Raw genomic sequence first — 24,206 nt, 5'->3', positions numbered from 1 at the left:
CAGCGCACGGTTGCCTCGTCGCCCCACTCCGACGGCTGATCGCCCTCTCCCCCGGCACGCAACCTGCCCGGCGCTCCCTTATCCGGATGCGGCGGTTCTTCTACGCCGCCGCGTCCCCTGCATGGAATCGCACATGTCTCATCGCCCTGTGATCAACGCCTCGGTCAGTCCGAAAGGCACGCTGGAAACCCTCTCCCAACGCGAAGTGCAACAACTGAGCGAAACCGCCAACGGCAAGACCTACCAACTGTTCCGCCAGTGCGCCCTGGCGATCCTCAATACCGGCGCCCACAGCGACAACGCCAAGACCATCCTCGACGCCTACAAGGACTTCGAGGTGCGTATCCACCAGCAGGACCGAGGCGTGCGCCTGGAGCTGATCAACGCGCCGGCCGACGCCTTCGTCGATGGCGAGATGATCGCCAGCACCCGCGAGATGCTGTTCAGCGCCCTGCGCGACATCGTCTACACCCAGAGCGGGCTGGACAGCCAGCACGTCGACCTGGACAGCTCCCAGGGCCTCACCGACTACGTCTTCCAGCTGCTGCGCAACGCCCGTACGCTGCGCCCCGGCGTCGAGCCGAAGATCGTCGTGTGCTGGGGCGGCCACTCGATCAGCAGCGAGGAATACAAGTACACCAAGAGGGTCGGCCACGAACTCGGCCTGCGCAGCCTGGATGTCTGCACCGGCTGCGGACCGGGGGTGATGAAGGGGCCGATGAAGGGCGCCACCATCAGCCACGCCAAGCAGCGCATCGTCGGCGGCCGCTACCTGGGCCTGACCGAGCCGGGGATCATCGCCGCCGAGGCGCCGAACCCGATCGTCAACGAACTGGTGATCCTGCCGGACATCGAGAAGCGCCTGGAAGCCTTCGTCCGCGTCGGCCACGGGGTCATCATCTTCCCCGGCGGCGCCGGGACCGCGGAGGAGTTCCTCTACCTGCTGGGCATCCTCATGCACCCGGACAACCAGGACCTGCCCTTCCCGGTCATCCTCACCGGTCCCCGCAGCGCCGAAGCCTACCTGCAGCAGCTCCATGAATTCGTCGGGGCGACCCTCGGCCATGCGGCGCAGCGCCACTACCGGATCGTCATCGACGACCCGGCCGAGGTGGCCAAGCAGATGGCCCAGGGCCTGAAGGAAGTGAAGCAGTTCCGCCGCGAGCGCAACGACGCCTTCCACTTCAACTGGATGCTGAAGATCGATGAAAGCTTCCAGCGCCCGTTCGAGCCGACCCACGAGAACATGGCCAGCCTCCAGCTCAGCCGCAGCCTGCCGCCCCACGAGTTGGCGGCCAACCTGCGCCGCGCGTTTTCCGGGATCGTCGCCGGCAACGTCAAGGACAACGGCATCCGCATGATCGAGCAATACGGGCCCTACGAGATCCACGGCGACCCGGCGGTGATGCTGCCGCTGGACCGCCTGCTGCAGGCCTTCGTCAAGCAGCACCGGATGAAGCTGCCCGGCGGCGCGGCCTACGTCCCCTGCTACCGGGTGGTGCAGACCGAGGCGGCCTGAGCGCGCCCGCTCCGGCATCCCTGCGCCACGCGCGGGGATGCCCATTTATTCCGAGCCGGGCGTACGGCTTCCTGCTACTCTTTTCCGTTCATGCCTCGAATCGCTGGCCCTGACCTCATGTCCCCATCTCCATCGCCAGCCCTCGCCGCACTCCGCGACGCCACCCGTGACCTGCACGCAGAACTGGACCGCCGTTCGCCGTTGGGCGACGACGATCTCGACGACCGCGCCTACCTCGACCATGCCGGACGCATCCTTGGCTGGCTGGAGCCTCTGGAGCGCGCGCTGCGCGACAACCGCAGCGGCTGGCCGGCGGCGCTGCGGGCCGACGCGCGGCTGGTCAAGAGCGCCTGGCTGGAAAGCGACCTGCTGGCCGGCGGCATGAGCCGCGCGCAGGTGGAGGCGCTACCGCGCTGCGCCGACCTGCCGAATGCGACACGGGCCGCGGAGGTCTTCGGGGTGGCCTACGTGATGGAAGGCGCGACGCTGGGCGGCGCGTATCTCTACAAACGACTAGCTCCACGCCTGCCCGGTCTGCCGCTACAGTGGTTGCGGGGCTACGGCCAGGCAACCGGGGTGCGCTGGCAGGAGTTTCTCGAACAGCTCGCCCGGCAGATCGACAGCCCCGAAGCCATCGGCCTTGCGCAGGATGCGGCACAGGCTACATTCCTTTCGTTTCGTCGATGGGTTCTCGACGAAGCCTGACTGCCTGGAGACCAGGCTGGACGATAGATGACGAGCATCACCCCGGTTACCCTGGCGAACTGCGAGGACGAACCCATCCACGTGCCTGGCGCGATCCAGCCGCACGGGGCGCTGATCGCCCTGCGCGCGGACGGCATGGTCCTCGCGGCAAGCGAGAACATCCAGGCGCTACTGGGTTTCGTCGCCTCGCCGGGTTCCTACCTGACGCAGGAGCAGGTGGGGCCGGAGGTCCTGCGCATGCTCGAAGAGGGACTGACCGGCAACGGCCCATGGTCGAACAGCGTCGAGACGCGGATCGGCGAACACCTGTTCGACGTGATCGGCCACAGCTACAAGGAAGTGTTCTACCTGGAGTTCGAGATCCGCACCGCGGACACGCTGTCGATCACCTCCTTCACCCTCAACGCCCAGCGCATCATCGCCCAGGTCCAGTTGCACAACGACACCGCCAGCCTGCTCAGCAACGTCACCGACGAACTGCGCCGGATGACCGGCTACGACCGGGTGATGGCCTACCGTTTCCGTCATGACGACTCCGGCGAGGTGGTCGCCGAGAGCCGTCGCGAAGACCTCGAAAGCTACCTGGGGCAACGCTACCCGGCCTCGGACATCCCGGCCCAGGCGCGTCGCCTGTACATCCAGAACCCGATCAGGCTGATCGCCGACGTGGCCTATACGCCGATGCGCGTGTTTCCCGCGCTGAACCCGGAGACCAACGAATCGTTCGATCTCAGCTACAGCGTGCTGCGCAGCGTTTCGCCGATCCACTGCGAATACCTGACCAACATGGGCGTGCGCGCCTCGATGAGCATCTCCATCGTGGTCGGCGGCAAGCTCTGGGGACTGTTCTCCTGCCATCACATGTCGCCCAAACTGATTCCCTACCCGGTGCGCATGTCGTTCCAGATCTTCTCCCAGGTCTGCAGCGCCATCGTCGAGCGCCTGGAGCAGGGGCGTATCGCCGAACTGCTGCGCGTGTCCACCGAGCGCAGGCTGGCCCTGGCTCGCCGCGCGCGGGACGCCGACGACCTGTTCGGCGCACTGGCCCACCCGGACGATGGCATCGCCGCACTGATTCCCTGCGACGGCGCCCTGGTCATGCTCGGCGGCCGCACCCTGAGCATCCGCGGCGACTTCGAGCGCCAGGCCGGGAATGTCCTGCAACGCCTGCAGCGCGACCCGGAACGGGACATCTACCACACCGACAACTGGCCGCAGCCCAGCGAGGACTCTCCGGACGGCGGCGACTGCTGCGGTGTGCTGGCGATCCGTTTCCACCGCCAGGAATCGGGCTGGATCTTCTGGTTCCGCCACGAGGAAGTGCACCGCATCCGCTGGGGCGGCAAGCCGGAAAAGCTGTTGACCATCGGCCCCTCCGGCCCGCGGCTGACCCCGCGCGGCTCGTTCGAGGCCTGGGAGGAAGTGGTCCGCGGCCACTCCACGCCCTGGAGCGAAACCGACCTGGCGATCGCCGAAAAGCTGCGCCTGGACCTGATGGAACTGTGCCTCAACCATGCGGCCGAGGTCGACCGCATGCGCCAGCGCCTGATCGCGGTGCTCGGCCACGACCTGCGCAACCCGTTGCAGTCGATCTCCATGGCGGCGGCCCTGCTGTCCTCCAGCGACACCCGCACCACCGAACTGCGCCAACACATTTCCGCGTCCAGCAGCCGCATGGAACGGCTGGTCAGCCAGATCCTCGACATGAGCCGCCTGCAATCGGGCATCGGCCTCACCGTGAACCCGGTCGACACCGACGTCTCGCAACTGGTGCAGCAGATCGTCTGCGAAACCGACGTCGCCTATCCCGGCCTGGTGATCGAGATCGCCATCGACCCGCAGGTTCGTGCCGTGGTCGACCCGGACCGCTACGCCCAGGTCGCCGCCAACCTGCTGAGCAACGCCCGTCATCACGGCCTGCCCGGCCGGCCGGTGCTGGTCACCCTGACCCGCCAGGGCGACGAGGTGTGCCTGAGCGTGCTCAACGAAACCAGCGGCCTCTCCGAAGCGCAGCTGGCCAACCTGTTCGAACCGTTCAAGCGCGAGTCGGCGGACAACCAGCGCAACCGCAACGGCCTCGGTATCGGCCTGTACATCTCCCAGGCCATCGCCCAGGCCCACCAGGGGCGTATCGACGTGGACTGCCGCGACGACGTCATCACCTTCTGCCTGCGCCTGCCGGTGCGCCAGGCGGAGACCGGCTCCTCGTCCTGACGACGAGGACCGTGCACAATGCAACGCTTGCAGGTATCTTCGGCAGCCATCGCCGTCTGACAGGATCGCCCCGTTCCATGCCCCGCCTCCGCCTCCGGACCGTCCTCGCCTGCCTCGCCGTGTTCTGCGCGACTCCCGCACTGGCCAGGGTCGAAGTGCATTCGCTGCAACACAAGAGCATGGGGCGGGTGCTGACGGTCCGCGTCTCGGAGGAGATCGCGCCGGGCGACTACGAAACGCTGCTCAAGGGTTTGCGCAACAATCCGGGAACCTACTCGCGCAAGCTGCTCCTGCTGAACAGCATCGGCGGCAGCGTGCCGGAGGCGATCCGCATGGGCCGCCTGCTGCGCGAATCCGGCTTCGACGCGCTGGTGCCGTCGAGCAGCGTCTGCCAGGGCACCTGCGTCTACCTGCTGGCGGCCGGCAAGCGCAAGACCGTACGCGGCTACGTCGGCCTGCACCGCCCCTACTACGCCCACGGCGACTCGCTGCACTCGCGCTCGGCCAACGGCATGCGCTACGACTCCGCCGCCTACTTCCGCGAAATGGATATCCCCAGCACCTTGGTACAGGCCATGCAAAGCACCGATCCCAAACGGATGCGCGTGCTTTCGGCGAAGGAACTGGCGCAGTACCGGCTGAACTGAACCGGCGACTCCGCGGAACGAGCGAGGGCGCGCGGTGGCGTTGGCGATAGTGGCCGATGCCGTTGTACCTCGTTTTCGTGCAACGGCAGGCCGAATCCAGTCCGGCCCCGAACCGGCCCTACTCTAGAAGAACTCGTCCAATAGCCTGAAGTACGCCAGCCGTTCGCCGTCGATATCGCCGCCGTATTCGACGAGGAAGGCCTCGGCCCAGGCCGCGCCGAGTTCGGCCTCGATGTCCCGCGCGGCCAGGGCCAGGTCCTGGTGCCGGTCGGCGACGCCGAGCCGCCCGCAATCGATGAAGCCGCTGAAGCGCCGCCCCTCCGCCAAGAGGTTGGGCAGGCAGGCGTCGCCGTGGGCGACCACCAGGTCTTCGACCGCCGGACGCCGGTCGAGGAGCAGGCGGTACAGCTCCGTGGCGCTGCGACCGCGATGGTCGTCATCGAAGTCCGCCTCGTCCACCAGCCCGGCCTCGACCCGCTGGCGCACGGTGTCCAGACGCCGTTCCAGGCGATGGTCGAAGGGACAGGCAGCCGGATCGAGATCGTGCAGCCGGCGCAGGGCGGCGGCCACCAGGCGCACCAGGCGCTCGGGCTCCAGCTCGCCGCGCTGCGCCAGCGCGGACAGCGTGTCCCCCGGCACGGCGCTCATCAGCAGCCATTGCCGGCCGTCGCTCTGGGTTTCGTTCAGCACCTGCGGGCAATCGATGCCGGCACCGTGCAGCCAGCGCAGGCGGGCGATTTCGGCGGGCAGCTCGGCATGTGCGGACAGCACTTCCTGCTTGACGAACAGGGTCGGCCGCCGCTCAGCCTCCAGGCGGTGGACCGTGGCCGCGGAACATCCTTCGCCCTGCCCTCGCCAGCGGTAGCCGGCAAGGTAGTCGGCCCAGGTTGAGGGAGCCTGCGGCGGCATGGAGGTGGCTGCATCATGCATGGAGAAACGCTTCCTGTTCGAGTGGGAGCGCGAGTATACCCGCCCACCCGCTCAGCGACGGGACTCCCCGTCGGCCTGTCGCTGGCGGTAAGCGCTGGGGGTAAGCCCTGCGTAACGCACGAAGAAACGACTGAAGTAGGCCGGGTCCTTGAAGCCGAGCTGGTAGCAGATCTCGTTCACCGAGCCGCCGGTGAACAGCAGCAGGCGCTTGGACTCCTGCATAAGCCGTTCGTACACCAGGCGCTTCGACGGCAGGTCGGCGATGCGCCGGCAGACGTCGTTGAGGCGCGCCTCGGTGACGCCGATGCGGCTGGCGTAGAGCGACAGCGGCCAGTGCTCGGCATAGCGCTCCTCGATCAGCGCGTTGAAGCGCTGGAAGATCTGCAGGTCTTCGTGGCGCATCGGCCGCGCAGCCACCGAATTGGCCGAGAGACGCAGCAGGCTGATCATGACCAGGCGGGTCAGCGCCAGCAGCGTCTGCTGGCGGCCGGGACGGCTGGCCATCGACTCGCTGCGCAACTGCTCGAAGAGCAGCGCCAGGCGCGCCGCCTCCTCGGCCGCGCCGCCCTCCAGGTTGCCCAGCGCCACACAGGCCGGCGCCACCTGCGGGCCGGGCGCCAGGCCCGGCTCGGCCTCAGTGAGGCTCCACACCAGTTGCTGGCGCACGGTCAGCACATGGCCATCGGCGTCCGCCTCGGTGACGAAGGCGTGCGGCACGGTCGGCGGGGTGAGGAAGAACATCGGCCCCGACTCCAGGTACTGGCGCTCGTCGAGATAGACCCGCACCGCGCCGTTCTTCACGTAGTGCACCTGGAAGAAACGGTCGTGCCGGTGCGCCGGCATGTTACGGCCGAAGAATCCGGCCAGGTTGCCCAGCGCATCGTAGTGCACCTCGGCGTCGGCATAGCGCTGGTCGTAGACCTGCCCAATGTTGATGTTGGGGATCGGCTGGCGCTCTGGCATGGCGATCTTCTCTTTGTTGTTCTTCCCGGCTGCGCACGCAAGCCGTCGCGGGCATCCGTATACCGCAGACGGCGCCTCTTGCCACCTCCCCGGGACGAATGGCGCAGCAGCCGGGGTTGACGATCATTAACATGTTAAATATAACGTTAACACATTAACGAGTTTTCGCCAGGACGGCCCCCTCGCCGTTCGCTTATCGCGCCAGGAGACACCACCACAATGAGCCGCGCACTGAATGACGTCGCCGCCGGCACCCTGTTCGGCGTCGCGCTGAACTACAAGGGCCTGCTCGACAGCCGCCTGCCGGAGTTCCAGCAGCCGCCCTACCAGAAGCCGCCGGTGAAGCCGGTGTTGTTCATCAAGACACCGAATACCCGCAACGAGCACGACGCCCCGGTGCTCTTCCCGCGCGGCGTCGAGCGCCTGCAACCGGGCCCGGCGCTGGGCGTGGTGATCGCTCGCGACGCCAGCCGGGTGAAGGAGGAAGAGGCCATGGCGCATGTCGCCGGCTACGTGATCGTCAACGAGTTCAGCCTGCCGGAAGACAGCTACTACCGTCCGGCGGTGAAAGCCAAGTGCCGCGACGGCTTCTGCCCGTTCGGTCCGCAACTGGTGCCGGCGCAAGAGATCGCCGATCCCCATGCGCTGGAGCTGAAGCTGTACGTCAACGGCGAACTGCGCCAACGCAACAACACCGCCAACCTGGTGCGCGACATCCCGCGGCTGATCGCCGAGATCAGCGAGTTCATGACCCTGCACGCCGGCGACGTGCTGATCACCGGCACCCCCGAAGGGCGCGTCGACGTGCATCCCGGCGACCGCGTCGAGGTCGAGATCGACGGCCTCGGCCGCCTCGCCAACAGCATCGTCGCGGAATGAGGAACCGACCATGAAACACGCACGCATCCGCTACCAGGGCCAGGTTCACCAGGTCACCGTGGAAGACGCCAACGCCGTCCGCCTGGCCGACGGCACCCTGCTCGCCGAGGACCGGGTGGAGTGGCTGCCGCCGGCCACCGGGAGCATGTTCGCCCTCGGCCTGAACTACGCCGACCATGCCGCCGAACTGTCGTTCAAGGCGCCCAGCGAACCGCTGGCGTTCATCAAGTCGCCGGGCACCTACACCGGCCACCGCCAGGTCAGCTGGCGTCCGGACAACGTCGACTACATGCACTACGAGTGCGAACTGGTGGCAGTGATCGGCAAGCCGGCGCGCAACGTCCGCCGCGAGGACGCCCTCGGCTACCTGGCCGGCTACACGGTGTGCAACGACTACGCGATCCGCGACTACCTGGAGAACTACTACCGGCCCAACCTGCGGGTGAAGAACCGCGACGCCACCACCCCGGTGGGGCCGTGGATCGTCGACGCGGCCGAGGTTCCCGAGCCGAACCGGCTGACCCTGCGCACCTGGGTCAACGGCGAGCTGCGCCAGGAAGGCAGCACCGCGGACATGATCTTCGACATTCCCTACCTGATCGAATACTTCTCCAGCTTCATGACCCTGCAGCCGGGCGACATGATCGCCACCGGCACCCCGGAAGGCCTGTCCGACGTGGTCCCCGGCGACGAAGTGGTGGTGGAGGTGGAAGGCGTCGGTCGCCTGGTCAACCGAATCGTCAGCGAGGCCGAATTCTTCCGCGCCCGCGCACAGGAGCACGCAGAATGATCAAACACTGGATCAATGGCCGCGAGGTCGAAAGCAAGGACGTCTTCGAGAACTACAACCCGGCCACCGGCGAGCTGATCGGCGAGGTCGCCAGCGGCGGCGCGGCGGAAATCGACGCGGCGGTGGCGGCGGCCCGGGAAGCCTTCCCGAAATGGGCCAATACCCCGGCCAAGGAGCGCGCGCGCCTGATGCGCCGGCTCGGCGAGCTGATCGACCGGAACGTGCCGCACCTGGCGGAACTGGAGACCCTCGACACCGGCCTGCCGATCCACCAGACGAAGAACGTGCTGATCCCGCGCGCCTCGCACAACTTCGAGTTCTTCGCCGAAGTCTGCACGCGGATGAACGGGCACAGCTATCCGGTCGACGACCAGATGCTCAACTACACCCTGTACCAGCCGGTAGGCGTCTGTGGCCTGGTCTCGCCGTGGAACGTACCGTTCATGACCGCCACCTGGAAGACCGCGCCGTGCCTGGCGCTGGGCAACACGGCGGTGCTGAAGATGTCCGAGCTGTCGCCGCTGACCGCCAACGAGCTGGGCCGCCTGGTGCACGAGGCGGGCATTCCGCCGGGGGTGTTCAACGTGGTTCAGGGCTACGGCGCCAGCGCCGGCGACGCGCTGGTCCGCCACCGCGACGTGCGCGCGGTGTCCTTCACCGGCGGCACCGCCACCGGGCGACGGATCATGGAGGCGGCCGGGATCAAGAAATACTCGATGGAACTGGGCGGCAAGTCGCCGGTGCTGGTCTTCGAAGACGCCGACCTCGAGCGGGCGCTGGACGCCGCGCTGTTCACCATCTTCTCGCTGAACGGCGAGCGCTGCACCGCCGGCAGTCGCATCTTCGTCCAGGAAAGCGTCTACCCGCAGTTCGTCGCCGAGTTCGCCGCGCGCGCCAGGCGCCTGATCGTCGGCGATCCGCAGGACCCGAAGACCCAGGTCGGCTCGATGATCACCCAGGCACACTACGACAAGGTCACCGGCTACATCCGCATCGGCCTCGAGGAAGGCGCCACCCTGGTGGCCGGCGGCCTGGAGCGTCCGACCGGCCTGCCGGCGCACCTGAGCAAGGGGCAATTCATCCAGCCCACGGTGTTCGCCGACGTGGACAACCGCATGCGCATCGCCCAGGAGGAGATCTTCGGCCCGGTGGTCTGCCTGATCCCGTTCAAGGACGAAGCCGAGGCGCTGCGCCTGGCCAACGACGTGGAATACGGCCTGGCCTCCTACATCTGGACCCAGGACATCGGCAAGGCCCATCGCCTGGCACGCGGCATCGAGGCCGGGATGGTCTTCATCAACAGCCAGAACGTGCGCGACCTGCGCCAGCCGTTCGGCGGGGTGAAGGCCTCGGGCACCGGACGCGAAGGCGGGGAATACAGCTTCGAGGTATTCGCCGAGATCAAGAACGTGTGTATATCCATGGGCAGCCATCACATCCCCCGCTGGGGCGTGTAGGGCGCGCTCGTGCAGAGCGGCCGCCCGAGGCCGCCAGCAGCGCCGGCGTGCAGACACAATCAGAAGAATCCGGGCCAGCCGCCAACGGCCGCGCCCGCTGCCAGGCCCAACGGGCCACCAGGAGAATCGTCATGGGCAAAGTCGCTCTGGCTGCCAAGATCACCCACGTACCCTCGCTGTACCTGTCCGAGCTGCCCGGCCCGCGCCACGGCTGCCGCCAGCCGGCGATCGACGGGCACCGCGAGATCGGCCGGCGCTGCCGCGAACTGGGGGTCGACACCATCGTGGTGTTCGACACCCATTGGCTGGTCAACGCCGGCTACCACATCAACTGCGCGCCGCACTTCGAGGGGCTCTACACCAGCAACGAGCTGCCGCACTTCATCGCCAACATGGAGTACGGCTTCCCCGGCAACCCGGAGCTGGGCCGCATCCTCGCCGAAGGCTGCAACGCGCTCGGCGTGGAGACCCTGGCCCACGACGCCACTACCCTCGGCCCGGAGTACGGCACCCTGGTACCGATGCGCTACATGAACCAGGACCGCCACTTCAAGGTGGTCTCGGTCTCCGCCCTGTGCACCGTGCATTACCTGAACGACAGCGCGCGCCTGGGCTGGGCCATGCGCAAGGCGGTGGAAGAGCACTACGACGGCACGGTGGCGTTCCTCGCCAGCGGCTCGCTGTCCCACCGCTTCGCCCAGAACGGCCAGGCGCCGGACTTCTCCGACCGCATCTGGAGCCCGTTCCTCGAGGTCCTCGACCATGAAGTCGTGCAGATGTGGCAGGAAGGCCGCTGGGCGGAATTCTGCGGGATGCTCCCGGAGTACGCCTCCAAGGGCCATGGCGAAGGCTTCATGCACGACACCGCGATGCTCCTCGGCGCCCTCGGCTGGTCGGCCTACGACGGCAAGGCGGAGGTGGTGACGCCCTACTTCGGCTCCTCCGGCACCGGGCAGATCAACGCGGTATTCCCGGTCACCGCCCAGGACGGCTCGGCGATTCCCGCCGCCCAAGCCGGCAACCCGGCCGGCGCCAGTTGCGCCAGCCGCCTCTGAGGACGCCACCATGCCGCACTTCATCGCCGAATACACCGACAACATCGAAGCCGAAGCCGACCTGCCCGGCCTGTTCGAGAAGGTCCATGCCTGCCTTGGCGCCAGCGGCGTTTTCCCGCTCGGCGGCATCCGCAGCCGCGGCGTGCGCCTGGACACCTGGCGCATGGCCGACGGCAAGCACGACTACGCCTTCGTCCACATGACCCTGAAAGTCGGCGCCGGTCGCGACCTGGAGACTCGCCGGCAAGTCGCCGAGGCACTTTTCGAGGTGATCACCGCGCACTTCGCCGAGCTCCAGGCGCGACGCCTGCTGGCGCTGTCCTTCGAACTCACCGAACTGGACGCGGAGCTGAACTACAAGCGCAACAACGTGCATGAATTCCTGAACAACCCGGCGGACTGACCGGCCCGCCATAACGCTGCACTCACCCAGCTCGCCTCCCGGCCACCGACAGGTCGCCGGGACGTCCGGGCGCTCACAAAAAGTACAAGATCATGAGCACAGCCAGCACCCTGAACAGCACCACCCTGCCTCTCAGCGACAGCACCCACGACCGCGTCACCTGGCGGCTGATGCCGCTGCTGCTGGTGTGCTACGTCTTCGCCCATCTGGACCGCATCAACATCGGTTTCGCCAAATTGCAGATGAGCGCCGACCTGCACTTCAGCGACACCGTCTACGGTCTCGGCGCCGGGCTATTCTTCATCGCCTATGCGCTGTTCGGCCTGCCCAGCAACCTGATGCTGGAACGGATCGGCCCGCGCCGCTGGATCGCCTGCCTGATGCTGGTCTGGGGCTGTCTCTCCACCGCCATGCTGCTGGTGGAGACCGCACGCGGCTTCTACCTGCTGCGCTTTCTTCTGGGGGTCGCCGAGGCCGGCTTCTTCCCCGGTATCCTGGTCTACCTGAACCGTTGGTTCCCGGCGCGCCGACGCGGGCAGATCACCGCCCTGTTCGCCATCGCCGTGCCCATGGCCGGGGTGATCGGCGGACCGCTTTCGGGCTGGATCCTAGAAGGCTTCCATGACGCCCTCGGACTGCGCGGCTGGCAGTGGATGTTCCTGATCGAAGGCCTGCCGGTTGTGTTGCTCGGCGTGGTGGTCTGGTGCTCGCTGCCGGAAAGCTTCGAACGGGTGGCGTGGCTCAGCGACGAACAGAAGCACCTGCTGCGCGAGGAACTGGCCGGCGAGGAGCAGCGCAAGACCATCACCTCCTTCTCCGGCATCTTCAGCAATCCGCAGGTGTGGCTGCTGGTGGCGATCTATTTCGCGGTGATGCTGGCGGTGAACACCATCGCGTTCTGGATGCCGAGCCTGATCCACGGCGCCGGCATCGCCCAGGACAGCCGCATCGGCATGCTCAGCGCGGTGCCCTACCTCGCCGGCTGCGCCTTCATGATCTTCATCGGCCGCTCTTCCGACCGCTTGCGCGAGCGCCGCTGGCACCTCGGCATTCCGTTGCTGATGGCCGCCGCCGGTCTCAGCCTGGCGGCCCTGGCGCCGACCAGCGCCTGGCTGGTGATGACCGGCCTGGTGATCGCCGGGATGGGCGCCAGCGCCGCCCTGCCGATGTTCTGGCAATTGCCGCCGGCCTTCCTTTCCAGCGCCACCCTGGCCGCCGGAATCGCCCTGATCAGTTCCTTCGGCAGCATCGCCGCCTTCCTCGCGCCCTACCTGATCGGCTGGATGCGCGACACCACCCAGAGCGCCAGCCTGGCCCTGTACCTGCTGGCCATCCTCATCGCCCTCGGCGCCGGCCTGGTCCTGCGGACCCCCGCCGCCGTGGTCAACCCACGCTGAACCGAGAGACCCCGACCATGCTCGATCCCCGCCTGATCCAGGAAGCCGCCAACCGCCTCGACGCCGCCGAACGCTCGCGCCAGCAGGTAAGGCAGTTCTCCCTCGACTACCCGGACATCGCCATCGAGGACGCCTACGCCATCCAGCGCGCCTGGGTCGAGCGCAAGATCGCCGACGGGCGCGTGCTCAAGGGCCACAAGATCGGCCTGACCTCGCGCGCCATGCAGGTCTCGTCGAACATCAGCGAACCGGACTACGGCGCCTTGCTCGACGACATGTTCTTCGAGGAAGGCAGCGACATCCCCTTCCAGCGCTTCATCGTGCCGCGGGTCGAGGTGGAGCTGGCGTTCATCCTCGGCAAGCCGCTGAAGGGACCGGGCTGCACCCTGTTCGACGTGCTCGAGGCCACCGAGTGGGTGATCCCCGCGCTGGAGATCATCGATGCGCGCATCCAGCAGGTCGACCCGCAAACGAAAGTCACGCGCATGGTCTTCGACACCATCTCCGACAACGCCGCCAACGCCGGCGTGGTGATGGGCGGCCGGGCCGTGCGGCCAGGTGATATCGACCTGCGGCGGGTACCGGCGATCCTCTACCGCAATGGCGTGATCGAGGAGTCTGGCGTCTCCGCCGCGGTGCTCAACCACCCGGCCAAGGGCGTCGCCTGGCTGGCCAACAAGCTGGCGCCCTACGGCGTCTGCCTGGAGGCCGGCCAGGTGATCCTCGGCGGCTCCTTCACCCGCCCGGTGGCGGCCGCGCCGGGGGACACCTTCCACGTCGACTACGATCTGCTCGGCAGCATCTCCTGCCGTTTCGTCTGAGGAGGTATTTCCATGGACCTGCCCGTCAATCGCTTCAAGCAACGCCTGCGCAGCGGCGAGGCGCAGATCGGCCTGTGGCTCGGCCTGGCCGATCCCTACTGCGCGGAGCTGGCCGCCAACGCCGGCTTCGACTGGCTGCTGCTGGACGGCGAGCACGCGCCCAACGACCTGCGCAGCCTGCTCGGCCAGTTGCAGGCGCTGGCGCCCTACCCCGGCCAGCCGGTGATTCGCCCGGTGCAGGGCGACACCGCGCTGATCAAGCAATTGCTCGACATCGGCGCACAGACCCTGCTGGTACCGATGGTCGACAGCGCCGCCCAGGCCGAAGGCCTGGTGCGCGCCGTGCGCTATCCGCCGGCGGGCGTGCGCGGGGTCGGCAGTGCGCTGGCCCGGGCTTCGCGCTGGAACAGCGTGGCGGAATACCTGGACCACGCCGACGAGCAGATGTGCCTGCTGGTCCAGGTGGAAAACCTGGAGGGCCTGGCCAACCTCGACGCGATCGCCGCCGTCGAGGGCGTCGACGGCGTGTTCATCGGTCCGGCCGATCTCAGCGCAGCCATGGGCCATCGCGGCAATCCCGGCCATCCCGAGGTGCAGGCGGCCATCGAGGACGCCATCCGCCGCATCCGCGCGGCCGGCAAGGCCGCCGGCATCCTCTCCGCCGACGAGGCGCTGGCGCGGCGCTACCTGGAGCTGGGCTGCGCGTTCGTCGCGGTGGGCGTGGACACCAGCCTGCTGATGCGTTCGCTGCGCGAGCTGGCGGGGCGCTTCAAGGGCGGCGCGCCGGCGCCGTCCGCCAGTTCCTCGGTCTACGGCTGAGGGGCGCGCCCCGCTCCCGCAGCGGGAGAGGGGCCAGGTCGGCGTTGCGGCAGGTATCGGCGTCGGTCCGGGGGCGTATGCCTAGCGTCGGCGGAACAATGGTCGCGGCTCGATCGCCGAGCGGCCGTAGAGCACGCTCAAGCCCGCCAGCCCCTTGAGCGCATCCTCGACGTTCTTGTCCTCGCGCACCGCGAAGGCATCGAAGCCGCACTGGCGCATATGGCTGAGCTGGTCGCGCAACACGTCGCCCACGGCGCGCAACTCGCCGCTCCAGCCCAGGCGCACGCGCAGCAGGTAGGCCAGGCTGTAGCCACGGCCGTCGCGGAAGCTGGGGAAGTCGACGGCGATCAGCGGCAGCTCGGCGAAGTGCGGCAGCAAGGCTTCCACCTCATCGTCCGGCGCCAGCCAGGGCGCGGCGGCTCCGGCCTCGCCGCGGCGCTCCAGCCAGGCCGCCAGAGGCAGCAGCAACGGCCCCGGCGGCAGCGCGTCGGGCAACTCGCGCAGGAGTTGCCAGGGATCGTCGCGGCAGACCTCGGCGACGCCATCGCGCAAACGGATCAGGTTGTTCATGCCGGTTCCTCCATCCTGGCGTAGACCCGGGCCTTGAACGGCTCCAGGCCGACCCGGTTGAAGGTGTCGATGAAACGTTCCGGGCCGACCCGCAGGTCGGTGAAGGTTTCGACGATCCGCTCGATCACCGCCGGCACCTCGGCAGCGCTGAACGATGGCCCGATCACCTTGCCCAGCGCGCTGTCCTTGCCCTGGGCGCCGCCGAGGGTGACCTGGTACCACTCGCTGCCGTTCTTGTCGACGCCGAGGATGCCGATGTTGCCGATGTGGTGGTGGCCGCAGGCGTTCATGCAGCCGGAGATGTTCAGGCTCAGCTCGCCGATGTCGTGCAGGTGGTCGAGGTCCTCGAAGCGCTGCTGGATGCCCTGGGCGATGGGGATCGACTTGGCGTTGGCCAGCGCGCAGTAGTCGCCACCGGGACAAGCGATGATGTCGCTGAGCAGGCCCTGGTTAGGCGTGCCGAGGCCGGCTGCGCAGGCCTCGCGCCACAGCGCGTGGAGGTTCTCCAGGCGCACGTCGGGGAGCACCAGGTTCTGTTCGTGGGCCACGCGGATCTCGCCGAAACCGTAGCGCTCGGCCCAGTCGGCGACGCGTTCCATCTGCTCCGCGGTGACGTCGCCCGGCGGCGCGCTGGCGCCGGGCTTGGTCGACAGCACCACCGAGGCGTAGCCCGGCACCTTGTGCGCCTGGACGTTGCGCGAGGCCCAGCGGGCGAAGGCCGGATCGACCGCACGGGCGCTGCCGTAGGCCAGCTCGCCGCCGGCCGGCGGCAGGTAGCGCGGCAATACGAAGCGCTCGGCGACCCGCTGGCACTCCTCGGCAGTCAGTTGTGCCGGGCCGTCGCGCAGGTGCTGCCACTCTTCCTCCACCTCGCGGGCGAAAGCCTCGATGCCCAGCGCCTTGACCAGGATCTTGATCCGCGCCTTGTACTTGTTGTCGCGCCGGCCGTGGCGGTTGTAGACCCGCAGGATCGCCTCGACGTAGGACAGCAGGTGCTGCCAGGGCAGGTCGTCGCGGATCACCTGGCCGAGCATCGGCGTGCGTCCCAGGCCACCGCCGACCAAGACCCGCAGGCGCAACCCGCCGGCGTCGGGGTGGCGGTAAAGGTACAGGCCGATGTCGTGCATCTGCACCGCGGCGCGGTCTTCCACCGCCGAACTGAGGGCGATCTTGAACTTGCGCGGGAGGAACAGGAACTCCGGGTTCACCGTCGACCACTGGCGCAGGATCTCGGCCAGCGGCCGGGGGTCGGTCCATTCGTCCGCGGCGACCCCGGCGAAGGCTTCGGTGGTGATGTTGCGCACGCAGTTGCCGGAGGTCTGGATCGCATGCATCTGCGCGCCGGCGAGGTGTTCGAGGATGTCGCCGACCTGCTCCAGTTCGATCCAGTTGAACTGGATGTTCTGCCGCGTGGTGAAGTGCCCGTAGCCGCGGTCGTAGTGCCGGGCGACATGCGCCAGCGCGCGCAGTTGCGGCGACGAGAGGGTGCCGTAGGGAATCGCCACGCGCAGCATGTAGGCGTGCTTCTGCAGGTACAGGCCGTTCTGCAGGCGCAGCGGGAGGAACTCCTCCTCGCTCAGTTCGCCGTCGAGGCGGCGGGCGATCTGGTCGCGGAACTGCGCCACCCGCTCGCTCACCAGCGCCTGGTCGTATTCATCGTACTGGTACATCGCAAAGCCCTCATCGACAGGGTTTCTCCACCGATGACGGGCAGGGTGGGTGGCGAAGAAACCGGGGACCGGCTGCGCCCCTGTTTCTGGCGACAGGATGGGCCGGTGTTCACTGGCACCCACTATCGCCCGCGTACAGACAGCGAAACAGCGGCAGATTCCGCCGAAAAAAACACATCAGATGGCCGACGACGGCGAATTCGCGCCGCCTGCGACCGGTTGCCACGGGGTGCATATCTGTACTGCCGGAGGACGCCCGGTAACCCGCGGCAATGCTGGGCCGCTGCTTTCCGGAGGCATCTGATATGGTTTTTCCCGCTCGATCTGCCGCTGTTTCGCCCATCAGCCGGTTCCTATAGTCGCAACCGCCTCTCCAGCCTGATGGGCCTACGAAAAATGAGCGAAAGAATTCCCGCGATCCAGGTCGAGCCCGCCGTACCGGCCGCTCCGTCGAAACAGCCGCCCGCGCCCGGCAAGCTGCCGTCGGCGGTGAACGGCCCGATCTACACCCGCAGCTTCACCGGTCTGTTCCGCAACTTCCGCCGCCTCGGCGGCGGCCTGCTGTTCCTGCTGTTCTTCGGCACCCTGTGGCTGAACTGGAACGGCCGCCAGGCGGTGCTCTGGGACCTGCCCGAGCGCAAGTTCTACATTTTCGGCGCGACCTTCTGGCCGCAGGACTTCATCCTGCTCTCGGCGCTGCTGATCATCGCCGCCTTCGGCCTGTTCTTCATCACCGTGTTCGCCGGCCGCGTCTGGTGCGGCTATACCTGCCCGCAGAGCGTATGGACCTGGGTGTTCATGTGGTGCGAGAAGGTCACCGAGGGCGACCGCAACGCGCGGATCAAGCTCGACCAGGGTCCGGCGAGCGCCGCCAAGCTCTTGCGCAAGACGGCCAAGCACGCGCTATGGCTGGGTGTGAGCCTGGTCACGGCGGTCACCTTCATCGGCTACTTCACTCCGGTGCGACCGCTGGTGGCCGACCTGTTCAGCTTCCAGCTGGACCTGGAAAGCCTGTTCTGGGTGCTGTTCTTCACCGCCGCCACCTATGTCAACGCCGGCTGGCTGCGCGAGCAGGTGTGCATCCACATGTGTCCCTACTCGCGCTTCCAGAGTGTGATGTTCGACAAGGACACCCTGATCGTGTCCTACGACGCCGCCCGCGGCGAGTCCCGCGGCGCCCGCAAGAAAGGCAGCGATCCGCGCGCCCAGGGGCTCGGCGACTGCATCGACTGCCAGCAGTGCGTGCAGGTCTGCCCCACCGGCATCGACATCCGCGACGGCCTGCAGATCGCCTGCATCGGCTGCGCCGCCTGCGTCGACGCCTGCGACTCGATCATGGACAAGATGGGCTATGAACGCGGCCTGGTGCGCTACACCTCGGAACGCGCCCTGGAAGGTGGCCAGACCCGCTTCCTGCGTCCACGCCTGGTCGGCTATGCAGCGGTGATGCTGGCGATGATCGGCGCCTTCGTCGTCGCCCTGGATGCCCGCCCGCTGGCCTCGCTGGACGTGACCCGCGACCGTGGGCTGTTCCGCGAGAACGCCGCCGGGCAGATCGAGAACATCTACACCCTCAAGGTCATCAACAAGACCCAGCAGCCGCAGCGCTACCGCCTGCAACTCGACGACGCACCGGAGTTCCGCCTGCAGGGCGAGCACACCCTGAGCCTGAAGCCCGGCGAGATCCTCGACTTCCCGGTGTCGGTGGCCTCTACCGCCGAACGCGCCAGGGCCGGCTCGCAACCGCTGGCGTTCAGCCTGCGCGGCATCGACGACCCGAGCCTGGCGGTCGGCAGCACCAGCACCTTCGTTTCGCCGGCGCGCTGAGGAGGCCGCGATGAGGCATGACAACACGGTCCCGGCGCGCATAGAGTGGGCGCCAGCGGCCGTGCCCACGGCCAGCCAGGACAGCGGCCAGGACAAGATGAAGCGCTACGAGAAATTCGCCGACGAGATTGCCGAGCTGATCCGCACCGGCGTCCTCGCCCCCGGGCAGAAGGTGCCCTCGGTACGGCACGCCAGCCGTACCTACGGGGTCAGCGCTTCCACCGTGTTCCAGGCCTACTACCTGCTGGAAAGCCGTGGGCTGATCATGGCCCGCGCACGCTCCGGCTACTTCGTCTGCCAGCACGTGCAGCGGCCGCTGCCGGAACCGGAGATCAGCCCGCGCCAGGCCGACGCCACCGAGGTCGACGTCAGCGAGCTGGTGTTCTCCGTACTCAGTTCGATCAAGGACCCGGACACCGTGCCCTTCGGCTCGGCGTTCCCCAGTCCGCAACTGTTTCCCCTGCCGCGCCTGGCGCGCTCGATGGCCCATGCGGTGCGCGACATGGACCCGCAGTCGGTGGTCGCCGACATGACGCCGGGCAACCATGGCCTGCGCCGCCAGATCGCCCTGCGCTACATGGTCGGCGGCCTGCTGCTGCCGGTGGAAGAACTGGTCATCAGCAACGGCGCGCTGGAGGCACTCAACCTCTGCCTGCAGGTGGTCACCCGTCCCGGCGACCTGGTGGCCATCGAGGCGCCGGCGTTCTACGCCACCCTGCAGGTGCTGGAACGGTTGAAGCTGAAGGCGGTGGAAATCCCCGTGCATCCGCGCGAAGGCATCGACCTGGAAGTGCTCGCCGACAGCCTGGAGCGCCTGCCGATCAAGGCCTGCTGGTTCATGAGCAACTTCCAGAACCCGATGGGCGCGAGCATGGACGACGAGAAGAAACGCGCCCTCGCCGAGCTGCTGGCGCGCCACCAGGTGCCGATGATCGAGGATGACGTGTACGCCGAGCTGTACTTCGGCCAGCAGGCGCCGAAACCGGTCAAGGCCTACGACCAGGAAGGCCTGGTGATGCACTGCAGTTCCTTCTCCAAGAGCCTGGCGCCGGGCTACCGGGTCGGCTGGGTGGCCGGCGGACGCTACGCCGAGCAGATCGAGCGACTGAAGCTGATGACCAGCCTGTCGGCGTCGATCCCGGCCCAGGCGGCCATCGCCGACTATCTCCAGCACGGCGGCTACGACCGCCACCTGCGCAAGCTGCGCTACGCCCTGGAGACCCAGCAGAACGCCATGCTCGCGGCGGTGGCGCGTTACTTCCCCGAGCAGACCCGGGTCAGCCGTCCCAGCGGCGGCTACTTCCTCTGGCTGGAGTTGCCCGAGGCGGTCGACTCGCTGCGCCTGTTCCAACTGGCCCTGGCCCAGGGCATCAGCCTCGCCCCGGGGCCGATCTTCTCCGCCACCCGCCGCTTCGCCCATTGCGCCCGGCTCAACTACGGGCACCCGTGGAGCGCGCGGCAGGAGAAGGCGATGGAGACCCTCGGGCGGATCGCCCAGTCGCTGGCGGGATGACGCCCCGCACACGGAAAGCCACTCCGGAGTAGGGCGGATAACCGCGCGCGGTCATCCGCCATGATCGGCTCGCGTCCCCCATCCCGGTATGCGCCGCCGCCCTGCACGAACGCCTTCCCCTGCCCCATCTGATACCCAAATTCCATATCGACCTGAAGCTGTTTTACCCCCGCCCCAGCCCTTAGATTGCAGGCTCCGGCTGGCGCCCCGTCTCCCCCCTCGACGGCGGTCGCCGGCTGTTCATTTCTTTCGGGACTGTACAGATGAACAAAGCAACGACGGAACCTGCCTACAACTACAAGGTGGTTCGCCAGTTCGCCATCATGACCGTGGTATGGGGCGTGATCGGCATGGGGTTGGGCGTACTGATCGCCTCGCAACTGGTCTGGCCCCAGATGAACTTCGACCTGCCCTGGACCAGCTTCGGCCGCCTGCGGCCGCTGCATACCAACCTGGTGATCTTCGCCTTCGGCGGCTGCGCGCTGTTCGCCACCAGCTACTACACGGTGCAGCGCACCTGCCAGGTACGCCTGTTCTCCGACACCCTGGCCGCCTTCACCTTCTGGGGCTGGCAGGCGGTGGCGGTGATCCTGCTGGTCAGCCTGCCGCTGGGCAACACCACCACCAAGGAATACGCCGAGATCGAGTTCACCGGCGCGATCTGGCTGGCGATCGTCTGGGTCGCCTACGCGGTGGTGTTCTTCGGCACCCTGATCAAGCGCAAGGTCAAGCACATCTATGTCGGCAACTGGTTCTTCGGCTCGTTCATCCTGACCACCGCGATGCTGCACATCGTCAACCACATGTCGCTGCCGGTGAGCTGGTTCAAGTCCTACTCGATGTACTCCGGCGCCACCGATGCCATGGTCCAGTGGTGGTACGGGCACAACGCCGTGGGCTTCTTCCTGACCACCGGCTTCCTCGGCATGATGTACTACTTCGTGCCCAAGCAGGCCGGGCGCCCGGTCTACTCCTACCGGCTGTCCATCGTCCACTTCTGGGCGCTGATCACCCTGTACATCTGGGCCGGCCCGCACCACCTGCACTACACCGCGCTGCCGGACTGGGCGCAGTCGCTGGGCATGGTGATGTCGCTGATCCTCCTGGCGCCGAGCTGGGGCGGCATGATCAACGGCATGATGACCCTCTCCGGGGCCTGGCATAAGCTGCGCGACGACCCGATCCTGCGCTTCCTGGTGGTGTCCCTGGCGTTCTACGGCATGTCCACCTTCGAAGGCCCGATGATGGCGATCAAGACCGTCAACGCCCTCTCCCACTACACCGACTGGACCATCGGCCACGTCCACGCCGGCGCTCTCGGCTGGGTCGCGATGATCACCATCGGCTCGCTCTACCACCTGATTCCCAAGGTCTACGGGGTCGAGAAGATGCACAGCGTCGGCCTGATCAATGCGCACTTCTGGCTGGCCACCATCGGCACCGTGCTGTACATCGCCTCGCTGTGGGTCAACGGCATCACCCAGGGCCTGATGTGGCGCGCGGTCAACGAGGACGGCACGCTGACCTACTCCTTCGTCGAGTCGCTGGTGGCCAGCCATCCGGGCTTCATCGTGCGCCTGGTCGGTGGCGGGTTCTTCCTCACCGGCATGCTGCTGATGAGCTACAACACCTGGCGCACGGTACGCCAGGCGCGCCCGGAAGGAATCCTCGCGGCGGCCCGCATGGCCTGAGCCGCGACAGCGCGTCCCTTCCCTTCCCGAGCCTCGCCCGCCACGCTGCGGGCAAGGCTCGACAGCCGACGAGGAGAATCATCATGGAATTCAGCTGGAGCGAGATCCTGCTGGAGCTGCTGGCGGTCGCCGTGCTGTTCTTCGGCGTGCATTGGAGCCTGCGCCACGCCAAGACCCTGGACCAGGCGAGCATGCTGCCGTTCGCCGACGACGAGGAGGTGGCCCGCCGGGTCGAGCGGGAAACCGGCAGGAGCCGCACCGGCTGCGGCTGTCCCGGTCGCTGCCAGGGCGACTGCCGGCACTGGGACAAGAATTGGCCGGCATGACGCCGGCCAGTCGCTTCAGGGCTTTATCTTCTTCAGCTCGTTGAGCAGTTCCAGCAACTGCGCGAGCTTTTCCTCGCCGAACCGCTCCTGGATGCGCTGGTAGTTCTTCTCCATGTCGCCGCTCATGGAGACGAAGCACTGCTGGCCCTTTTCCGTCAGGTTCACGTAGACCCGCCGCTGGTCCTTGGGCGCCTTCCAGCGCCGGACGATGCCGTCGCGCTCCAGGCGCGCCAGCACGCCGGTCATGCTCGGGCGCAGGATGCAGGCCTGGTTGGCCAACTGGTAGCTCTCCATCTCGCCCTGCTGGCGCAGGATGCGGATCACCCGCCACTGCTGCTCGGTGAGGCCGTGCTGGTTGAGGGAGGGACGGAAGAAACTCATCGCGGCTTCGCGAGCCTGCAACAGGGTCAGGGTCAGGGAGGGTCTTGGCGTTGACATAGGGTCCGAGCTTGGATGACTGGTTTCGAAAGTGCAGAAGAGTAGCGGAAAAAACACAGGCTGCATGCGGGTATGCAGAAGGAAATCAACGGTTTCCGCCGTGCAGGGCCAAGCCCAGCGCGAGCAGGCTGCCGACGCCGCAGACGGCCATCACCAGCGCCATCGGCAGCACGCCGGGCAGCGCCAGCCAGCCGACCGCCAGGCTGGCCAGGCAGCCGAGGCCGAACTGCCCGGACACCGCCACCGCCGAAGCCGCCCCGGCCTGTCCGGGATACAACGCCAGCAGGCTGGCGATGCAGTTGGCGCCGAGCAGGCCGGTGACGCTGACGAAGCACAGCAACCCCGGCACCAGCGCCCACAACCCGCCCCGCTCGCCGAGCGCCGCATAGCCGAGGAGGAACAGCCCGGACACGCAGGCCAGCAGGCTGCCGGCCCGCAGCAGCGGCCGCGGACCGTGGCGGCGCACCAGGCGCGCGCTGCACCAGGTGGCGAGCATCACGCCGAGGATGTTCAGGCCGAAGAACCAGCCGAAGCGCTCCGCGCGCACGCCGAAATGCTCGATGAACACGAAGGGCGCGGCGCTGATGTAGGCGAACATCCCGGCGAACGCCAGCCCCATGCACAGCACGTAGCCCAGCGCGCGACGGTCGCCGAGCAGCCGCCCATAGGCGAGAAAGGCCTGGGCCAGGCTGCCGCCGCGGCGCTCCGGCGGGTGGCTTTCGGCGACCCGCCAGACCGCCAGCAGGCAGAGCCCGGCGAACAGCGCCAGGACCACGAACAACGCGCGCCAGCCGGCCCAGAGCATCAGGTAGCCGCCGAGCAGCGGCGCGGCCAGCGGTGCCAGCATGGTCACCATGTGCATCAATGCCAGCATCCGGGCGGCCTCGCCCAACGGATAGAGGTCGCGCACCATGGCCCGCGCCAGCACCGACGCGGCGCCGCCGCCGAGGGCCTGGAGCACCCTCAGCAGGACCAGTTGCCCCGCGCTGTCGGCCAGCGCGCAGGCCAGGCTGCTGAACAGGTACAAGGCAATACCGGCCAGCAGCACCGGGCGCCGGCCGAAACGGTCGGACAAGGGGCCGTAGAACAGCATGCCGACGCAGAAGCCGACCAGGAAGCCGCTGATGCTCCGCTGCACCTGGGCATCGCTGGCGCCGAGATCGGCGGCGATCGCCGGCAGGCTCGGCAAATACATGTCGATCGACAGCGGGCCGAACGCCACCAGCGCCGACAACAGCAGCAACAGGCGTCGTTCGCCGCTTCCGAGCTGAATCCTCGATGCACTCGCAGGCACGTTCGCCCTCCTCTTCTTCGCCTTTCGGTCCAGACGACACCGCCGTGCACGCGGATGCAAGTTCGCCGTCCGGGAAATCCCCACGACGCGACCTCGTTCACCCTGGCAGCGCGCGGGCCTGGCTCCTTTCGCGGACCGACAACGTTAACAGATTAACCAAATGCGCAGAAGGCGAAAGATTCCAGGTCGGTTTCGCTCTCCAGCGCCGTACCCTCCATGATCGGCAAGCATGGAAAGGGACAGAAGCTAGCGAAGCTTCCGGGAGGATCGCCAATACT

At 67.6% G+C, this 24,206-nt stretch carries 22 protein-coding genes; 16 read left to right on the top strand and 6 right to left on the bottom strand.

Translation table 11 applies throughout. The features are described 5' to 3' along the window. Nucleotides 1-133 precede the first annotated feature (133 nt). The 4 genes from ppnN to VQ065_RS04440 all read left to right on the top strand — a co-directional run bounded on the left by ppnN (nt 134) and on the right by VQ065_RS04440 (nt 5,085). Nucleotides 134-1,519: a nucleotide 5'-monophosphate nucleosidase PpnN gene (gene ppnN / locus VQ065_RS04455; protein WP_003093432.1), complete on the top strand. Its 1,386-nt coding sequence runs from the start codon at nt 134-136 to the stop codon at nt 1,517-1,519. A gap of 117 nt (nt 1,520-1,636) precedes the next feature. Continuing rightward, entirely contained in the window at nt 1,637-2,224 is a 588-nt protein-coding gene (locus VQ065_RS04450) for a biliverdin-producing heme oxygenase (protein ID WP_003132314.1), read from the top strand. 27 nt (nt 2,225-2,251) lie between these two features. Continuing rightward, nucleotides 2,252-4,438, top strand: a complete 2,187-nt coding sequence (bphP, locus tag VQ065_RS04445; RefSeq protein WP_003093437.1) for a bacteriophytochrome BphP — start codon at nt 2,252-2,254, stop codon at nt 4,436-4,438. A gap of 77 nt (nt 4,439-4,515) precedes the next feature. After that, entirely contained in the window at nt 4,516-5,085 is a 570-nt protein-coding gene (locus tag VQ065_RS04440; RefSeq protein WP_003093439.1) for a hypothetical protein, read from the top strand. 123 nt (nt 5,086-5,208) lie between these two features. Here VQ065_RS04440 and VQ065_RS04435 read toward each other — a convergent pair whose 3' ends face one another. Continuing rightward, the gene (locus VQ065_RS04435) at nt 5,209-6,015 is read right to left on the bottom strand and encodes an APH(3')-II family aminoglycoside O-phosphotransferase (protein ID WP_003093441.1); all 807 of its coding nucleotides are present in this window, start codon (nt 6,013-6,015) and stop codon (nt 5,209-5,211) included. 51 nt (nt 6,016-6,066) lie between these two features. Then, on the bottom strand, nt 6,067-6,978 hold the full coding sequence (gene hpaA / locus VQ065_RS04430) for a 4-hydroxyphenylacetate catabolism regulatory protein HpaA (RefSeq protein ID WP_003093443.1): 912 nt from the start codon (nt 6,976-6,978) through the stop codon (nt 6,067-6,069). Between the two features lie 219 nt (nt 6,979-7,197). Here hpaA and VQ065_RS04425 point away from each other — a divergent pair, with 219 nt between their 5' ends. The 8 genes from VQ065_RS04425 (at nt 7,198) to hpaI (ending at nt 14,599) form a co-directional block, all read left to right on the top strand. Further along, nucleotides 7,198-7,857, top strand: coding sequence for a fumarylacetoacetate hydrolase family protein (locus tag VQ065_RS04425; RefSeq protein WP_003093446.1), 660 nt, complete (start codon nt 7,198-7,200; stop codon nt 7,855-7,857). Nucleotides 7,858-7,867: 10 nt separating this feature from the next. Further along, nucleotides 7,868-8,647: a fumarylacetoacetate hydrolase family protein gene (locus VQ065_RS04420; RefSeq protein WP_003093447.1), complete on the top strand. Its 780-nt coding sequence runs from the start codon at nt 7,868-7,870 to the stop codon at nt 8,645-8,647. Further along, the gene (gene hpaE, locus VQ065_RS04415) at nt 8,644-10,104 is read left to right on the top strand and encodes a 5-carboxymethyl-2-hydroxymuconate semialdehyde dehydrogenase (protein WP_003093448.1); all 1,461 of its coding nucleotides are present in this window, start codon (nt 8,644-8,646) and stop codon (nt 10,102-10,104) included. Before VQ065_RS04420 ends, hpaE begins: the two co-directional genes overlap by 4 nt. Before the next feature lie 131 nt (nt 10,105-10,235). Then, the gene (gene hpaD / locus VQ065_RS04410; RefSeq protein ID WP_003093449.1) at nt 10,236-11,159 is read left to right on the top strand and encodes a 3,4-dihydroxyphenylacetate 2,3-dioxygenase; all 924 of its coding nucleotides are present in this window, start codon (nt 10,236-10,238) and stop codon (nt 11,157-11,159) included. A 10-nt stretch (nt 11,160-11,169) separates the two neighbouring features. Then, nucleotides 11,170-11,562 carry a 5-carboxymethyl-2-hydroxymuconate Delta-isomerase gene (locus tag VQ065_RS04405; protein WP_003093450.1) on the top strand — a complete coding sequence of 131 codons (393 nt, stop codon included), beginning with the start codon at nt 11,170-11,172 and terminating at the stop codon, nt 11,560-11,562. Between the two features lie 92 nt (nt 11,563-11,654). Further along, nucleotides 11,655-12,959 (top strand): MFS transporter, encoded by a 1,305-nt coding sequence (locus tag VQ065_RS04400; RefSeq protein WP_003093451.1) that lies wholly within the window; start codon nt 11,655-11,657, stop codon nt 12,957-12,959. 17 nt (nt 12,960-12,976) lie between these two features. Continuing rightward, nucleotides 12,977-13,780, top strand: a complete 804-nt coding sequence (hpaH, locus tag VQ065_RS04395; RefSeq protein WP_003093453.1) for a 2-oxo-hept-4-ene-1,7-dioate hydratase — start codon at nt 12,977-12,979, stop codon at nt 13,778-13,780. 12 nt (nt 13,781-13,792) lie between these two features. Next, nucleotides 13,793-14,599 carry a 4-hydroxy-2-oxoheptanedioate aldolase gene (hpaI, locus tag VQ065_RS04390; RefSeq protein ID WP_003093455.1) on the top strand — a complete coding sequence of 269 codons (807 nt, stop codon included), beginning with the start codon at nt 13,793-13,795 and terminating at the stop codon, nt 14,597-14,599. An 81-nt stretch (nt 14,600-14,680) separates the two neighbouring features. On the opposite strand, the gene VQ065_RS04385 is transcribed toward hpaI, so the two are convergent. Both VQ065_RS04385 and VQ065_RS04380 read right to left on the bottom strand, forming a co-directional pair. Beyond that, on the bottom strand, nt 14,681-15,169 hold the full coding sequence (locus VQ065_RS04385; protein ID WP_003093457.1) for a DUF934 domain-containing protein: 489 nt from the start codon (nt 15,167-15,169) through the stop codon (nt 14,681-14,683). Continuing rightward, entirely contained in the window at nt 15,166-16,839 is a 1,674-nt protein-coding gene (locus VQ065_RS04380; RefSeq protein ID WP_003093459.1) for a nitrite/sulfite reductase, read from the bottom strand. The genes VQ065_RS04385 and VQ065_RS04380 overlap by 4 nt, the downstream gene beginning before the upstream one ends. A 105-nt stretch (nt 16,840-16,944) precedes the next feature. On the opposite strand from VQ065_RS04380, the gene ccoG reads away from it, so the two are divergent. The 4 genes from ccoG (at nt 16,945) to VQ065_RS04360 (ending at nt 22,196) form a co-directional block, all read left to right on the top strand. After that, a complete protein-coding gene (gene ccoG, locus VQ065_RS04375) occupies nt 16,945-18,666 on the top strand; it encodes a cytochrome c oxidase accessory protein CcoG (RefSeq protein ID WP_003132287.1) in 1,722 nt (573 codons plus the stop codon). A gap of 97 nt (nt 18,667-18,763) precedes the next feature. Further along, the gene (mapR, locus tag VQ065_RS04370) at nt 18,764-20,179 is read left to right on the top strand and encodes a GntR family transcriptional regulator MpaR (RefSeq protein WP_003101248.1); all 1,416 of its coding nucleotides are present in this window, start codon (nt 18,764-18,766) and stop codon (nt 20,177-20,179) included. Between the two features lie 263 nt (nt 20,180-20,442). Next, on the top strand, nt 20,443-21,870 hold the full coding sequence (ccoN, locus tag VQ065_RS04365) for a cytochrome-c oxidase, cbb3-type subunit I (protein ID WP_003093467.1): 1,428 nt from the start codon (nt 20,443-20,445) through the stop codon (nt 21,868-21,870). A gap of 83 nt (nt 21,871-21,953) precedes the next feature. Next, nucleotides 21,954-22,196 (top strand): hypothetical protein, encoded by a 243-nt coding sequence (locus VQ065_RS04360; RefSeq protein WP_003093468.1) that lies wholly within the window; start codon nt 21,954-21,956, stop codon nt 22,194-22,196. Between the two features lie 15 nt (nt 22,197-22,211). On the opposite strand, the gene hpaR is transcribed toward VQ065_RS04360, so the two are convergent. Beyond that, complete coding sequence (gene hpaR, locus VQ065_RS04355; RefSeq protein WP_003093470.1) at nt 22,212-22,634, bottom strand: homoprotocatechuate degradation operon regulator HpaR; 423 nt, start codon at nt 22,632-22,634, stop codon at nt 22,212-22,214. An 85-nt stretch (nt 22,635-22,719) separates the two neighbouring features. Next, nucleotides 22,720-23,928 (bottom strand): Bcr/CflA family multidrug efflux MFS transporter, encoded by a 1,209-nt coding sequence (locus VQ065_RS04350; protein WP_003093473.1) that lies wholly within the window; start codon nt 23,926-23,928, stop codon nt 22,720-22,722. Nucleotides 23,929-24,206 lie beyond the last annotated feature (278 nt).

The sequence above is a fragment of the Pseudomonas sp. KBN10P06128 genome (genome assembly GCF_037574945.1).
Taxonomy (GTDB): domain Bacteria; phylum Pseudomonadota; class Gammaproteobacteria; order Pseudomonadales; family Pseudomonadaceae; genus Pseudomonas; species Pseudomonas aeruginosa.
The sequence above is the reverse complement of the archived record's forward strand: the minus strand, read 5'-3'. Positions and strand labels throughout refer to the sequence as shown.